This is a genomic window from Necropsobacter rosorum (genome assembly GCF_964241405.1).
Lineage (GTDB): Bacteria > Pseudomonadota > Gammaproteobacteria > Enterobacterales > Pasteurellaceae > Necropsobacter > Necropsobacter rosorum.
Genome location: NZ_CAXSXF010000003.1, coordinates 76,524 through 91,121, shown reverse-complemented (window position 1 = coordinate 91,121; position 14,598 = coordinate 76,524). Strand labels below are relative to the sequence as shown.

The following is a 14,598-nucleotide window of genomic DNA, read 5'->3' as shown; positions in this document are numbered from 1 at the left end:
GCACTTTTTCAGCGTAAAGTGCGGTGTTTTTTTAGCATAAATCTCAATCAGCATCACCCTATACAGGAAAACCAAACGATGACAATCACTCTTCTCGACGGCGGTATGAGCCGTGAATTAATGCGCCTTAACGCCCCTTTCCGCCAACCGGAATGGTCGGCGCTGGCGCTGTATGAACAACCCGATGCGGTGCAGCGGGTACACGAAAACTTTATCGCCGCCGGCGCGCAAGTCATCACCACCAACAGCTATGCGGTGGTGCCGTTTCATATCGGCGACCGGCGCTTTCATGCCGACGGCAAAACCCTCGCCGATCTGGCCGGTCGTCTGGCGAAAAGTGCGGTGCAAAAAAGCGGTAAAGCGGTGAAAATCGCCGGCTCGCTGCCGCCGCTGTTCGGCTCCTACCGCCCGGATCTGTTCCGCCTCAAACAGGTTAAATCCATCGCTCAACCGCTGATTGACGGGCTTGCGCCCTATGTTGATCTGTGGCTGTGCGAAACCCAAAGCAGCATTATCGAGCCGCAATCGATCAAACCGTTATTGCCGGATAACCGCCCGTTGTGGGTGTCCTTTACCTTAAAAGACGACGAACCGACACCGACGCCGCAGCTGCGTTCGGGCGAAACGGTGCAAAGTGCGGTGGAAAAAATGACGGAATTGGGCGTTGATGCCGTTTTATTCAATTGCTGCCAGCCTGAAGTGATCGGGCAGGCGTTGCAGATCACTCGACAAACGCTGCAACGCTTAAACGCCGGACAAATCCGCACCGGCGCCTATGCCAATGCCTTTGCCCCGCAGCAGAACAATAGCGCCAATGACGGCTTGGATGAGGTGCGCAAAGACCTCGACCCGCAGGCTTACCTGAATTGGGCGCAGCAATGGGTGCAGGCGGGCGCCGGCATTATCGGCGGTTGCTGCGGCATCGGGCTTGAACACATCAAAATGCTCAGCGAAAATCTGCGATAGGAGCAAAAATGTCGAACAAAAAAATCGGTTTAATGTCGCTGACGGCGCTGGTATTAAGTTCCATGATCGGCTCCGGTATTTTCAGTCTGCCGCAGAATATGGCCGCCGTCGCCGGTGCGCAAGCCTTGCTGATCGGCTGGCTGATTACCGGCGTCGGGATTATTTTTCTCGGTCTGTCATTTTTCTATATTTCCCGTTTAAAACCGGAACTGGACGGCGGCATTTATACCTATGCACGCGAAGGATTCGGCAATTTGCTGGGCTTTATCTCCGCATGGGGCTACTGGCTGTGTGCCACTATCGGCATTGTCGGCTATCTGGTGGTGGCATTCGAAGGAATCGGCACCTTTACCGACAGCGAACAGTTCGTCTTATTCGGGCAGGGCAATACGATCGCCGCCTTTCTCGGCGCTTCGCTGATCTTATGGCTGGTACACGGCTTAATTGCACGCGGAATTAAAGAAGCCGCCGCCGTCAATCTGATCGCCACGGCGGTTAAGGTGTTTCCGCTGCTGTTATTTATTGTGCTGGCGCTGTACTTTTTTTCAGCGCAAACCTTCACCCAGGATATGCCGGGTGCTGCGTTAAATGTGCCGGTTAGCGATCAGGTCAAACATACGATGCTGATCACGTTGTGGGTGTTTACCGGGGTGGAAGGCGCCGCCGTGCTGTCCGCCCATGCGAAAAAAAGAAGCGATGTGGGGCTGGCCACCGTACTGGGGATTATCATCGCCTTAGTGCTGTATATCGCAATTACCGTGCTGTCGCTCGGCATAATGCCGCGCGAAGTGATCGCCGGTATGTCGAACCCGTCCATGGCAGGCTTATTAAACGGCATGATCGGCCCGCTCGGAAAAGTGATTATCACCTTTTGTCTGATCGTCTCCGTGCTGGCGTCTTATATCAGCTGGACCATGTACTGCGCCGAAGTGCCGTATCGCGGCGCCAGAAACGGCGCCTTTCCGCAGATTCTGAATAAACTCAACCGCAACGATGTGCCGATTAACGCATTATGGTTCACAGGACTGGTGGTGCAGTTTTGTCTGCTGCTGGTATTGCTGACCGGAAAAAGCTATGAAACCCTGCTGTTGATTTCCACCTCCATGATTCTGGTGCCTTATTTATTAATCGGCGCATACCTGCTTAAGCTCGCCATCCAACACCATGCCGCCTGGTATATCAAGCTCACCGGTTTTATGGCGACCTTATACGGCCTGTGGATTTTGTACGCGGCGGGACTGCAATATTTGCTGCTATCCGCGGTGCTTTATGTGCCGGGCATTGCGCTGTTTTTGTATTCCGACTATCAGTCGCACGGCCGGATCACACTGCGCGGGTTTGAAAAACTCATCCTCGCTTTTATTGCGGCGCTATTCTGTTATGCGCTATACCGTTTACCGGAATTACTGGCGGCCTGAGCGCTGAATAAACGGCAATAAGTGCGGTCAAAAAAACCGGTATTTTTTCGACCGCACTTTTCCTTTTCAGGCAACCGTTTGCTTAAGGCGGAAATTACAGTATAATTCGCCATCTTTTTATCATCTCAAGGGAAATTATGAACACGAACCTGCTTTATTCCGTCGAGGACAAACCGCCGTTTGGCTTAAGTCTGTTATTGGCCGCTCAGCATTTATTAGCCGCACTGGGCGGTATTATCGCGGTGCCTTTGGTAATCGGCAATGTGCTGCAATTGCCGACCGAGGATACGATTACACTGGTCAACGCCGCGCTGCTGATCTCCGGTGTGGTGACCATGATTCAATGCCGCGGTCTGGGGCCTGTCGGTATCCGTTTGCCGAGCGTCATGGGCACCAGTTTCACCTTTGTGGCGGCGGCGCTGGCGATCGGGTTCAGCGAATCCGGCGTGGCGGGCATTCTCGGCGCCTCGTTGGTCGGTTCGCTGGTCATGATTATCGGCAGTTTTTTCATGCCCTATATCCGCAAACTGTTTCCGCCGGTGGTTACCGGCACCGTCGTGATGATGATCGGGCTGAGCCTGATTCCGGTGGCGGTGGATTGGTTTGCCGGCGGTCAGCGCGGTGATGCCAATTACGCCACGCCGGAAAATCTGATGATGGCAAGTTTCGTGCTGGTGATCGTAGTGATTCTGGTGCAATGGGGCAAAGGCATTTTCTCGGCGGCGGCAATCGTTATCGGCATGCTGACCGGTTATATCGTCGCGCTGGCATTAGGCTGGGTCAGTTTTGACGGCGTCAAAAACGCCCAGACTTTCGCCCTTCCTCAACCGCTGCATTTCGGTCTGGAATTCCCCGTTGCCGGCATTATCGGTATGTCTATCGCTTATCTGGTGACGATTGTCGAATCCAGCGGCAATTTCTTAGCGCTGGGCAACGCCACCAAAACCGAAATCACCGGTAAACATCTGCGCGGCGGCGTGCTGTGCGACGGCTTGGGTTCGGCGCTGGCGGCGATTATGTCCACCACGCCTTTTTCGTCGTTCTCGCAAAATATCGGCGTCATTTCCTTAACCGGCGTGGCCAGCCGTTATGTCGTTACCATCACCGGCGCACTGCTGGCGCTGGCCGGTCTGTTTCCGGTTTTCGGCGCCCTTATCGTGTCCATTCCGCTGCCGGTGTTGGGCGGCGCGGGGTTAATGATGTTCGCCATGATTATCGCGGCGGGCATTCAGATGCTGGACAGCATTGAGCGCAGCAAACGCAACGGCTTGATTATCGCCATTTCCATCGGCTGCGGTCTGGCGGTGACTACCCGCCCGGAACTGCTGGATAAATTACCGCACTTTTTCAAAGAAGTGCTGGGCTCCGGGATCACCGTCGGCTCATTATTGGCGTTGATTTTGAACCTGATCCTGCCGCAGGATAAACCGGCCAAAAACGCGCCGTCAATGTTATCAGCGAGGAAAAAACCATGGAACCGATGCCAAATTGTCCGCAATGTCGCGGCGAATATGTTTATCACGACGGGCTAAATTTTGTCTGCCCGGACTGCGCGCACGAGTGGTCGGGCGATGAACCCGTCGCGGAACAAGAAAAAACCGTGAAAGACAGCAATGGCAATGTGCTGAACGACGGCGATGCGGTGATTCTGATCAAGGATTTAAAAGTGAAAGGCTCTTCGATTGTGTTGAAAAAAGGCACGAAAGTTAAAAGCATCCGTTTGGTGGACGGCGATCATGATGTGGATTGCAAAATCGACGGACAGAGTTTTTCATTAAAATCCGAATTTCTGAAAAAAGCCTGAATCCGAGTTTACCCCCATGCCGGCCTTGGTGCCGGCATCGTCGCATTTAACGGCCGCCGGCGTCGGCTAACGATAAACAGGCATCCGCCAGCGTTGCGCTGAAATGCACATCGTGAGAGGCAATCAGCATCGGCAGCTGCAAGTCGCGCAAAAGTGCGGTCAGTTTGGCGATATTTTTTGCATCCAGCCCGTTGGTGGGCTCATCCAGTAATAACACCCGCGGCTGCATCGCCAGTACCCCCGCCAGCGCGGTAAAATTCTGTTCGCCGCCGGACAAGGTATTTACCGAACGATCTTTCAAGCCGAGGATATTCAGGCGCTCCAACTGCTGCAATGCGCGTTGATATGCCTGCGCTTTGTCCAGCCCCTGATTCAGCGGCCCGAACGCCACATCGTCCAGCACTGTCGGGCCGAACAGTTGATCGCCCGCATGCTGAAAACAAATGCCCACCTCCCCGCGCAGCGGCACGAAATCCGCTTCCTGCCGGCAGGTACGGCCGAACCAGCAAATCTCGCCCTGCCGATGCGGCACAAATCCCAACAGACTGTGCAGCAAAGTGGATTTACCGCTGCCGATATCGCCCTGTAAAAACAGGCGCTGCCCCGCCGGCAGCACAAACGAAAGGTTATCAATAATCACGCGCCGACCGCGGGTGAGCCGTAGCTGTCTGACTTCAAGGACATTCATGGGGATTTATCCTGCGTTTTTTGCCCATCATGCAGTTGAAAACCGCGTGCTTTCAGCGCCATTTCCGTTTTTTCCGCCTTAACCAACGCATGAATTAATAATAAGGCGACGCGCTGTGCCGCCAGAAAAAGCGTTCTGCCGTTAAATTTCGCCCGGTATCCGCGCGCACGCATCGCCATATCCATGGTTTTATGCACCTCACTCAGCACTGCGATATAGCGCACGGTCAGCACAAACAGATGCCGCAGTTTGGCCGGCAGCGGCAAGCGGCACAGCGCTTGTAGTAAGCGGCTTTCGTTCATATCGATTAACAGCAGTCGGGTCGAACCCAGAATCAGATTAAGGCGCAGGGTAATCAGCAGCGCCAGCTCAATTCCCGCCGGATTTGCAACTATGCCCTGCGCCCCCAGCCGCCAGCTTAAGGTCAGCCAAATAAACAGCGTGAACAGATTCAGTTTCAGCCAGTGTCGGCAATAGCGCGCCGGCGATTTTCCATTTACCGCCAGCGCAATAAACAGCCCGCCGAACACCGCCAGATTCAACCCGCCAAGCGTGGGAATATGCGTCATGGCGCTGACCGTCAGCCCCCACAAAAATACATAAATCAGCCGTAAGTGCGGTTGAAAAATAACGAGAATCTTCATTTCACCGCACTGAGCACCGCCGGATACATTTTGTTCAATAACAAAATCACCCCCACGCTGACGATACTGTCAATAATAAACACCGGAATATGCGATATTATCAGCAGCATGATCAAATCGGCATATTCCCTGCCGCCGTCCAGCGCCAGCACCGATGAGGCCAGCAACGCCGCACCGCCCACGCCGATGATGCCGGCGCCGATACCCGCTGCGATCTGCATGCGGCGCGAATTATCTCGCTCAAGCCGCGTTGCGAACAGCCAATGCACGGCAAGCGCCGGCAACGCCATCACACATAAATTCACGCCTAACACGGCAAATCCGCCGAAGGAAAACAACAGCGCCTGCAACACCAGCGCAATTAAAAAAGCGGGAAACACCGCCCAGCCGAGAAACAAGCCCGCCATGCCGTTTAAGATCAAATGTACGCTGCCGATCCCAACCGGTACATGAATCGTGCCGGCGACAAAAAAGGCGGCGGCAAACAGCGCGGTCAGCGGCAAACGCGGCGAATCAAGACGCCGCAGGCCGATCATCACGCCACATAATGCGACGGCGGCAGCACCGAGCAATACCGGCGTATGTAGCACGCCTTCCGATAAATGCATCTTAGTTTTCCTTAGCTTGCGATTTACGCGTCAACTTCGCCGCGCGGGCCAGCGCCCACAAGCCGACAATACCCAAAATATAACCGATGCCGCCGAGAATATCGTGCAAATACATTTTGTCTTTCAGTTTCGCAATATCCTCGCGCACCAGCATCAGCGCATTATCGCCGGAATTTGCCGCCTGCAGCGCGATTCTGTCGGCAACCACGGCGGCTTTATGCCCTTCTGCGCCTTCCACCACCACTTTAACGCCGCCTTCGGCACTGAGCGGATAGGCAAAGCGCCCTTCGCCGTCCGTTTTGCCTTCAAGAACCGGCGCTGCCTGTCCTGAGTGAAAAACCGCCAGATAGGTTTCCGCAGCGGGGGTCATATCCGAATAATAGGCCTTACCGGAAACCGTGCGCCCGTCATACTGGGCGAACAGATACAGGCTGTGCGCCAATGCCGGTTGGGCGCCGAACCATGCGAAAAGTGCGGTTAAAAATGCAACGGTTTTCATTATTTCACATCAAAGGTCAGCATATATTCGACACTGCGTTCGGTATAGTCGGGATTTTCTTCCACCGGCTCGTCGAACTCCGCCCACACTTTGTTATAACCGGCTTTCGGAGTAAACTGCGCCACGCCTTGTTCATTGGTCAGATTAAACGGATGATCCTCACCCAAGCCCACTTTCACGCCGTGCGCCGGTTTGCCTTTCACCAGCACCAGAATATCCAGCGGCTGACCGGCTTTCGGTTCGCTTTGCGGGATCAGTTCGTAATCCATATTATGCGCCTTATCGGCCTGTTCATCCCAGCGCAGAATCGCTTTGCCGAATTTCAGAGGATTAATGCTCAGCACCGCACCCGATGCCTGTCGTTTGGTTTTTTCCACATATTTGCCGTTCGCCAGCTTCGACCAGACGCCGTTATCAAACCGGACGAACACTATCGCGGCATCCGGCGCGGCAAAATGCGCCTCGCCCTGTTTAAAGCTCACCTCGGCGTCATGCAGCCCGCCTTTGGCATCCAGCAGGCGCACCGCTTTCAGCTTGCTTTGCGGATAGCTTTCGGTTTCCTCATGACCGAATTTCACCACATACTGCCCCGGTTCGCCCTGCACCGGTTCCAGCCATACATTATGCGCGTTCGCCAGCGCGGCGGTAAAAAGTGCGGTTAAAAATAACGCTGTTTTTTTCATGCTAAGTTCTCCTTTTTTATTTTGTGGGTATTATGATAAAGTATGAAGTCACTTCAGGGTCAAGTATGATTTAACAAAAAATGAAAATCGGTCAGTTAGCCGACGCCGTCGGCTGTACGGTGGAAACCGTGCGTTTTTACGAAAAACAGGGGTTAATCGAACCGGCGGAGCGAAGCAGCGGCAATTTTCGTATTTATACGGAAGAACATTTGAAGCGGCTGTCTTTTATCTGCTATTGCCGCAGTCTGGACATTTCGCTGAAAGAAATCAAAATGCTGCTTAACCCGCAGCACGCCAGCCAAGCACAGGAACGGGAAATCAATGCGCTGCTGGACCGACATATCCGGCAAATAGCAAAACGGATTCACGAATTGGATCACCTGAGAATTCAGCTGATTCAGCTAAAAGGCAAATGCCGCCATTTCGAACAGGACAACGATTTAATGAACACCCTGCTGCAACACAGCGGCGTTAATTTTGTGCGGTTAAAATAACCGCACTTTACAGCGCCTTCAACATGGCTAAAACCATCGCCGATGAACGTTGTGCCGCTAAGGGCAGGAATTCTTCAAACGACATACCGGCCTTGCCGTCGCCCGCATCGGAAATGGCGCGCACCACCACAAACGGTACGCCGAATGCGTGGCACACCTGTGCGATGGCGGCGGCTTCCATTTCCACCGCTACCACTTGCGGGAAATCCGCTTTAATCTGCGCCAAACGCTCACCGCCGTGAATAAAACTGTCGCCGGAGCAAATCAGCCCGAATTTCACCCGCAGTCCTTGGCTTTCGGCCGCCTGTGCCGCCAGTGCGGTCAGTTTCGGGTCGGAAACAAATGCCGGCGGGCAGGCGGGCAGTTGGCCTTTGGCATAGCCGAAGGCGGTCACATCGGCATCGTGATAGGCGGTTTCGGTGGAAATCACCACATCGCCCACCTGCAATCCCGCCGCTACACCGCCTGCCGAACCGGTATTGATCACCATATTGGGGGCAGCCAGCTGCAATAATGCGGTGGTGCCCATTGCCGCCGCCGTTTTACCGATGCCCGATTGCAGCAATGCTACGGCGTTGCCCTGAATATGGCCCTGATAAATCGTACAGCTTGCCACGCGGGTTTCGGTTTTATCCGTCATCAACGCCGATAATAGTTCGACTTCCTGCGCCATGGCGCCGACAATACCGATTGTCATGGTTATTTTCCTTGTGTGAGTTTGGTCATTAAAAAATCCAGCACCGCAAAGCTGTAATCATCATTATATAGCGTACTTGCCGTCAGCACATATTTGCCGCCCACGATCACATAAGGGTAGGTGAACACACCGTAGTCTTCGGTCATTTTGATCGCATCACGCACTTTGGCGCGAATTTCGGCGGAAGCATACAGTTTTTTAAATGCCTCGGTATCGACTTTCTGCGCGTTTAACCAGACAATGAGATCAGCGAAACGGGAAAGTTCGATAAAACGCTGTTTTTCCGAGCTTTCAAACAATAATAAATCCGATACCGCGCCAGCCTGCAGCGCCTGTAGGGTGAAAAATACCGTTGCGCCGCCACTGGCTTTTTCCGTCGCCACCGGACTTTCGAGCAAGATCACTTTATCGGCATTAATCTGGCTGTACAGGGTCAGAATATCCTGCGCCAGCGAACATACCCGGCAGTCATAATCGAAAAAGAACTGAATCAGAATTTTTTTATCGCTGCGGGCAGGCTGCGGCAGCGGTTCCTGATAAGAAAAATAATCCCGCCCGTCTTTAAACTGTGTAATCCGCAGCGTCGGAGCCGGTTTAGCCGACTCGCCGGCCGGCGCGGAAACGGCCTGTTCCTGCTCGGCATAAGCCGCGCGGCACAGGATAACCAACATCAGCAAAAGCCCAATTCGTCTCATTCCATTAACCTGCCATAGGCTCGATATAGTCCACCAGTAATTGAATCGTGCGGTTACCGCGGTATTCGTTAATATCCAGTTTATACGCCAGTTTCGCATTTTTAATAGAAAGATCGGGATAATAGCGGGTATCCACATTAAATGCAATGGCATCCAGCAACGGGCCGCCTTGCTTCGGTTCCACCATCATTTTCAAATGGCGTTCGCCGACCAAACGCTGCTGCAACACCCGAAACTCGCCGTCGAACAAGGGTTCGGGAAACGCTTGCCCCCAAGGGCCGGCCTGTTTCAGGGTTTCCGCCGTTTCCAGATTCATAAACTGCGCGTTTAATTCACCGTCGGTCCATACTACCCCGCGCAGCTGCTCTTCGTCCAGCAATTCGCGCACCACCTGATCGAAAGCATGCCGGAACGGTTCAAACAGCGCGGCCTGAATGCTCAACCCCGCCGCCATGGCATGACCGCCGAATTTCACAATCATCTGCGGGTGGCGGGCATGAATACGTTCCAGCGCATCGCGAATGTGCAAGCCTTCGATCGAACGGGCCGAGCCTTTCAGGATGCCGTCCTGATCCTGCGCAAAGGCGATAACCGGGCGGTGAAACTGATCTTTAATGCGTGATGCCAGTATGCCCAGCACGCCCTGATGCCAGTCGGCCTGATACAGCGCAATGCCGAGGGGTAAATCCTGTTGAAGTGCGGTCAGATTACGGCAAATTTCCAGCGCTTCCAGCTTCATACCCTGTTCGATTTCTTTGCGGGTCTGGTTCAGACCGTCCAGCTCCAGCGCCAGCGCGCGCGCGGTCTGCATATCTTCCGCCAGCAGCAATTCCACCCCCACCGACATATTGTCCAGCCGTCCTGCCGCATTTAAACGCGGGCCGACGGAAAACCCCAGATCCGAGGCGCTGAAACGGGTAATATCCCGATTCGCCACTTCCGCCAGCGCGCGAATCCCGCAGCGGCAGCGTTCGGCGCGGATGCGTTGCAGCCCCTGATAGGCCAGAATCCGGTTATTCTGATCCAGCGGCACCACATCGGCAATGGTGCCTAACGCCACCAGATCCAGCAATTCGGTAAAATTCGGCTGCGACAGCGCGCTGAAAATCCCTAACTCGCGCAGCTTTGCCCGCAGCGCCAGCATCACATAAAACGCCACGCCGACGCCGGCTAAGGATTTGGAAGGAAAGCCGCATTGCGCTAAATTCGGATTCACGATAGCGTCCGCCGGCGGCAATGTCTGTGCGGGCAAATGGTGATCCGTCACAATCACCTTTACGCCCCGCTGTTTCAGAAACGCCACGCCGTCACAGGAAGAAATGCCGTTATCCACCGTGATCAGCAGCTCAACCTGCTTATCCAGCGCCGCCTGCGCCACGGCAACGCTCAGCCCGTAGCCCTGCTCAAAACGATTCGGCACCAGATAATCCACCGCGCAAAATCCCAGCCGGCGCAATGCCAGCACGGTCAGCGCGGTACTGGTGGCGCCGTCCGCATCAAAATCGCCGACTATCACAATCTTTTGTTGCGCCTCGCGCGCCCGTACCAGCAGATTTACCGCATTTTCCATACCGAGCAATAAATCCGGCGGCAGCATCGCGCTTAAAGTGCGGTCCAATTCGCGCGCGTTTTTCACCTGCCGGGCGCGATACAGCCGATCCAATAACGGATGCCCGCAGACCGGTTCGCCCTGCGGCACCAAACGACGTTGAATCACTTTATTCACAGCTTCCGTTAATCCTTGTACTACAATCTGCGTTTATGCGCTTGCGTTGCAACCCGTTTCATCGGATAACGCTTATTTGCCTTCCAGCGCGTCCAATAATTTCTGCGGTTCCAGATAGCCGCCGATCACCTCACCGTTTTCGGTGACAATGCTCGGGGTGCCGCGTACGCCGAACTGCACGCCCAGTTCATAATGTTTTTTCACTCTATTCGGGGTTTTCAGCTCCTGCGGCAGGTTGCCGTTTTCCGCTTCGTTTAACGCAAACACCGGATCTTTTGCCGTCCAGATCGCTTCCATTTGTTTGGCCGTATTATTATTCAGCCCGCTGCGCGGAAACGCCAGATAACGCACGGTAATGCCCAAATCGTTATAGTCTTTAATCTGCTGATGCAGCAGATGACAATAATGGCAGGTGATGTCCATAAATACCGTCACCGTATGTTTCGGATTTTTAGCCGGATACACGATCATCTCATCCTGATACGCGTTTAATTTATCCAGCAGCATTTTTCCGCTTAAATCCACCGGCCCTTTTTCCGTTAATTCGTAAAGCTGCCCCTGCAGCACATAGCGGCCGTCGTCGGTAATATAAAATACCCCTTCGTTGGTAATCACCGTTTTTAATCCGTTAACCGGAGAGGATTTAATTTCAATGTCGGACGCGCCGAGTTTATTTAATTGCGTTTTAATCGCCGTATCGTCGGCGTTTGCACCCCAAGACAGTAACGTCAGCGAAAGTGCGGTCAATATTTTTTTCATCATTACAAATTCCCCTAAATGCAACATCTTAAAACTAAAAGGCGGCGGAATTTTATCATAATCGGATAAAACAAGCTAATTCGGTAAAGCACTTTTGCCGCCCGCTCACCGCGCACATTAAAAGACCGCACCGCCGCCAAGGAATTCGCCGCCGCCTCTATTAAATTTGCACGAAATAGCATATAATCTGGCGCTTAATTCTTTTAACGGAAATCTTTTTTTATGTTTGAAATTAACCCGGTTAAAAACAAAATTGCCGATCTCGCCGAGCGTACTCAGGTGCTCCGGGGGTATCTTTGACTTTGATGTGAAAGTCGAACGTTTGGAAGAAGTCAACGCCGAGCTGGAACAGCCCGATGTCTGGAACGAACCTGAAAAAGCGCAGGCGCTGGGCAAAGAGCGCGCCGCGCTGGAAGCGGTGGTCGAGACCATTAAACGGCTTGAACAGGGTTTGCAGGATGTGGACGGTTTACTGGAACTCGCCGTTGAAGCGGAAGATGAGGAAACCTTTAACGAAGCGGTCGCCGAACTGGACGAACTGGAACAACATCTCGCCAAGCTGGAATTTCGCCGCATGTTCAGCGGGCCGCATGATGGCGCCGATTGCTATGTAGATTTACAGGCTGGTTCCGGCGGCACGGAAGCGCAGGACTGGACGGAAATGCTGCTGCGCATGTATTTACGCTGGGCGGAAAGCAAAGGCTTTAAAACCGAACTGATGGAAGCCTCCGACGGCGATGTCGCGGGGATTAAATCTGCCACGGTGCGGATATCCGGCGAATACGCCTTCGGCTGGCTGCGCACCGAAACCGGCATTCACCGCTTAGTGCGCAAAAGCCCGTTTGATTCCAACAACCGTCGCCACACCTCTTTCAGCGCGGTTTTCGTTTATCCGGAAATCGACGACGATATCGATATTGAAATCAACCCGGCGGATTTGCGCATTGATGTGTATCGCGCTTCCGGCGCCGGCGGTCAGCATGTCAACCGAACCGAAAGTGCGGTGCGAATTACGCATATTCCGAGCGGCATTGTGGTGCAGTGCCAGAACGATCGTTCGCAGCATAAAAACAAAGATCAATGTATGAAACAGCTGAAAGCGAAGTTATACGAAATGGAGCTGCAGAAGAAAAACGCGGAAAAACAGGCGCTGGAAGATACGAAATCCGATATCGGCTGGGGCAGCCAGATTCGCTCTTATGTGCTGGATGATGCGCGGATCAAAGACTTGCGCACCGGCGTAGAAAACCGCAACACCCAAGCGGTGCTGGACGGCGATTTGGATCGTTTCATCGAAGCCAGTTTAAAAGCGGGACTATAAGCATAACGGGCAGGGTTCGCTGTGCCCTGTCGGAATAATTTAATCTCTATTTAAGGTCATCAACATGTCACAACAACAACCTTCAGAACTTGATTTGCACGGTGAAATGGCGGTTCGCCGTGAGAAATTAGCGGCGTTACGCCAAAAAGGCAATGCCTTCCCGAATACCTTCCGCCGCGACGCGCTGGCGCAGGATTTGCACCGCAACTACGACGACAGCGACGGTGAAAGCCTGAAAGCTCAGGACATCAACGTTAAAGTCGCCGGGCGAATTATGACCCGCCGCGCCATGGGCAAAGCCACCTTTATTACGCTACAGGATATGAGCGGACGCATTCAGCTGTATGTGGCGCGTGATAATCTGCCGGAAGGCGTTTATAAAGAAGAGGTCGGCAACTGGGATTTAGGCGATATTGTCGGCGTAAGCGGCACGCTGTTTAAAACCAAAACCAATGAACTGACGGTTAAAGTGCATGAGGTTCAGCTGCTGACCAAAGCGCTGCGCCCGCTGCCGGATAAATTCCACGGTTTAAGCGATCAGGAAACCCGTTACCGTCAGCGTTATTTAGATCTGATTTCCAACGAAGAATCGCGCCGCACCTTTATTATTCGCTCCAAAGTGATCGCCGGCATCCGCGAATATTTTATCCATAAAGGGTTTATCGAAGTGGAAACCCCGATGCTACAGGTAATTCCGGGCGGCGCGGCGGCGCGGCCGTTCGTCACCCATCACAACGCGCTGGATATCGATATGTACCTGCGCATCGCCCCGGAACTGTATTTGAAACGCTTGGTGGTCGGCGGTTTTGAGCGGGTATTTGAGCTGAACCGCAACTTCCGCAACGAAGGCGTTTCCGTGCGGCATAATCCGGAATTCACCATGATCGAATATTATCAGGCTTACGCCGACTACCACGATTTAATGGATAATACGGAAGAATTATTACGCAAACTGGCGCTGGATATTCTGGGTAGCACCAAAGTGCCTTACGGTGAATACGAATTCGATTTCGGTCAACCGTTTGAACGCATTACCATGCACGATGCGGTGTTAAAATACGGCGCGGCGCACGGTATCGTGAAAGACGATTTATACGATCTGGCGCGCGCCAAAACCGTCGCCGCCAAGCTGGGCATTGAAGTTCAGAAATCCTGGGGCTTAGGCAGTCTGGTCAACGCAATCTTTGAAGAAGTGGCGGAACAGCATTTAATTCAACCGACCTTTTTAATGGCGCACCCGGCGGAAATTTCTCCGCTGGCGCGCCGTAACGATGACAATCCGGAAGTGACCGATCGATTCGAGCTGTTTATCGGCGGTCGTGAAATCGGTAACGGTTTCTCCGAATTAAACGACGCCGAAGATCAGGCGGAACGCTTTGACGCACAGGTCGCCGCCAAAGAAGCGGGTGATGACGAGGCGATGTTTAAAGACGACGATTTCGTCACCGCACTGGAACACGGGCTTCCGCCGACTGCCGGCGAAGGGCTGGGTATCGACCGTCTGGCGATGTTATTCGCCAACGCGGCATCCATCCGTGATGTGATTTTATTCCCGGCGATGAAACACAAAGGCTAAACGCAACCCATCTAAAAGAT

At 53.5% G+C, this 14,598-nt stretch carries 15 protein-coding genes and 1 pseudogene; 7 read left to right on the top strand and 9 right to left on the bottom strand.

Annotated elements, in window-relative coordinates:
- Positions 1 to 78: 78 nt before the first annotated feature.
- The 4 genes and pseudogenes from ACESOH_RS06950 to ACESOH_RS06935 all read left to right on the top strand — a co-directional run bounded on the left by ACESOH_RS06950 (position 79) and on the right by ACESOH_RS06935 (position 4,188).
- The gene (locus ACESOH_RS06950) at positions 79 to 966 is read left to right on the top strand and encodes a homocysteine S-methyltransferase family protein (RefSeq protein ID WP_373100491.1); all 888 of its coding nucleotides are present in this window, start codon (positions 79 to 81) and stop codon (positions 964 to 966) included.
- An 8-nt stretch (positions 967 to 974) separates the two neighbouring features.
- A complete protein-coding gene (locus tag ACESOH_RS06945; protein WP_373100490.1) occupies positions 975 to 2,384 on the top strand; it encodes a basic amino acid/polyamine antiporter in 1,410 nt (469 codons plus the stop codon).
- A gap of 137 nt (positions 2,385 to 2,521) precedes the next feature.
- Positions 2,522 to 3,811: pseudogene (locus tag ACESOH_RS06940) on the top strand (nucleobase:cation symporter-2 family protein); the annotation flags it as partial.
- 44 nt (positions 3,812 to 3,855) lie between these two features.
- On the top strand, positions 3,856 to 4,188 hold the full coding sequence (locus ACESOH_RS06935) for a zinc ribbon domain-containing protein YjdM (RefSeq protein WP_373100489.1): 333 nt from the start codon (positions 3,856 to 3,858) through the stop codon (positions 4,186 to 4,188).
- Between the two features lie 46 nt (positions 4,189 to 4,234).
- Here ACESOH_RS06935 and ACESOH_RS06930 read toward each other — a convergent pair whose 3' ends face one another.
- From ACESOH_RS06930 to ACESOH_RS06910, 5 genes are read right to left on the bottom strand one after another with little or no spacing between them, the layout of a single operon-like run.
- Positions 4,235 to 4,876 carry an energy-coupling factor ABC transporter ATP-binding protein gene (locus tag ACESOH_RS06930; protein ID WP_373100488.1) on the bottom strand — a complete coding sequence of 214 codons (642 nt, stop codon included), beginning with the start codon at positions 4,874 to 4,876 and terminating at the stop codon, positions 4,235 to 4,237.
- On the bottom strand, positions 4,873 to 5,520 hold the full coding sequence (locus tag ACESOH_RS06925) for an energy-coupling factor transporter transmembrane component T family protein (RefSeq protein WP_373100487.1): 648 nt from the start codon (positions 5,518 to 5,520) through the stop codon (positions 4,873 to 4,875). Before ACESOH_RS06925 ends, ACESOH_RS06930 begins: the two co-directional genes overlap by 4 nt.
- Positions 5,517 to 6,128 (bottom strand): cobalt transporter CbiM, encoded by a 612-nt coding sequence (gene cbiM, locus ACESOH_RS06920; protein WP_373100486.1) that lies wholly within the window; start codon positions 6,126 to 6,128, stop codon positions 5,517 to 5,519. The genes ACESOH_RS06925 and cbiM overlap by 4 nt, the downstream gene beginning before the upstream one ends.
- 1 nt (position 6,129) lies before the next feature.
- On the bottom strand, positions 6,130 to 6,627 hold the full coding sequence (locus ACESOH_RS06915; RefSeq protein WP_373100485.1) for an HI_1622 family ECF transport-associated protein: 498 nt from the start codon (positions 6,625 to 6,627) through the stop codon (positions 6,130 to 6,132).
- Positions 6,627 to 7,310, bottom strand: a complete 684-nt coding sequence (locus ACESOH_RS06910) for a DUF4198 domain-containing protein (RefSeq protein WP_373100484.1) — start codon at positions 7,308 to 7,310, stop codon at positions 6,627 to 6,629. The genes ACESOH_RS06915 and ACESOH_RS06910 overlap by 1 nt, the downstream gene beginning before the upstream one ends.
- A gap of 80 nt (positions 7,311 to 7,390) precedes the next feature.
- Between ACESOH_RS06910 and ACESOH_RS06905 the strand changes: the two genes are divergently transcribed.
- A complete protein-coding gene (locus tag ACESOH_RS06905; RefSeq protein WP_032092190.1) occupies positions 7,391 to 7,804 on the top strand; it encodes a MerR family transcriptional regulator in 414 nt (137 codons plus the stop codon).
- Between the two features lie 7 nt (positions 7,805 to 7,811).
- Here the strand turns inward: ACESOH_RS06905 and ACESOH_RS06900 are convergent, their stop codons facing one another.
- The 4 genes from ACESOH_RS06900 to dsbC all read right to left on the bottom strand — a co-directional run bounded on the left by ACESOH_RS06900 (position 7,812) and on the right by dsbC (position 11,681).
- Positions 7,812 to 8,501 carry a 5'-methylthioadenosine/adenosylhomocysteine nucleosidase gene (locus ACESOH_RS06900; protein ID WP_373100483.1) on the bottom strand — a complete coding sequence of 230 codons (690 nt, stop codon included), beginning with the start codon at positions 8,499 to 8,501 and terminating at the stop codon, positions 7,812 to 7,814.
- Positions 8,502 to 8,503: 2 nt separating this feature from the next.
- The gene (locus tag ACESOH_RS06895) at positions 8,504 to 9,196 is read right to left on the bottom strand and encodes a thiol:disulfide interchange protein DsbA/DsbL (RefSeq protein ID WP_032092192.1); all 693 of its coding nucleotides are present in this window, start codon (positions 9,194 to 9,196) and stop codon (positions 8,504 to 8,506) included.
- Positions 9,197 to 9,200: 4 nt separating this feature from the next.
- Positions 9,201 to 10,922 carry a single-stranded-DNA-specific exonuclease RecJ gene (recJ, locus tag ACESOH_RS06890; RefSeq protein ID WP_373100482.1) on the bottom strand — a complete coding sequence of 574 codons (1,722 nt, stop codon included), beginning with the start codon at positions 10,920 to 10,922 and terminating at the stop codon, positions 9,201 to 9,203.
- Between the two features lie 72 nt (positions 10,923 to 10,994).
- Positions 10,995 to 11,681 carry a bifunctional protein-disulfide isomerase/oxidoreductase DsbC gene (gene dsbC, locus ACESOH_RS06885; RefSeq protein WP_032092273.1) on the bottom strand — a complete coding sequence of 229 codons (687 nt, stop codon included), beginning with the start codon at positions 11,679 to 11,681 and terminating at the stop codon, positions 10,995 to 10,997.
- 222 nt (positions 11,682 to 11,903) lie between these two features.
- Here dsbC and prfB point away from each other — a divergent pair.
- Together prfB and lysS are read left to right on the top strand one after the other, a co-directional pair.
- A protein-coding gene (prfB, locus tag ACESOH_RS06880) for a peptide chain release factor 2 (RefSeq protein ID WP_373100481.1) occupies positions 11,904 to 13,002 on the top strand; the annotation gives its coding sequence in 2 pieces (ribosomal slippage) (positions 11,904 to 11,978 and positions 11,980 to 13,002; 1,098 coding nt in all).
- A 64-nt stretch (positions 13,003 to 13,066) separates the two neighbouring features.
- On the top strand, positions 13,067 to 14,578 hold the full coding sequence (gene lysS, locus ACESOH_RS06875) for a lysine--tRNA ligase (protein ID WP_032092194.1): 1,512 nt from the start codon (positions 13,067 to 13,069) through the stop codon (positions 14,576 to 14,578).
- Positions 14,579 to 14,598 lie beyond the last annotated feature (20 nt).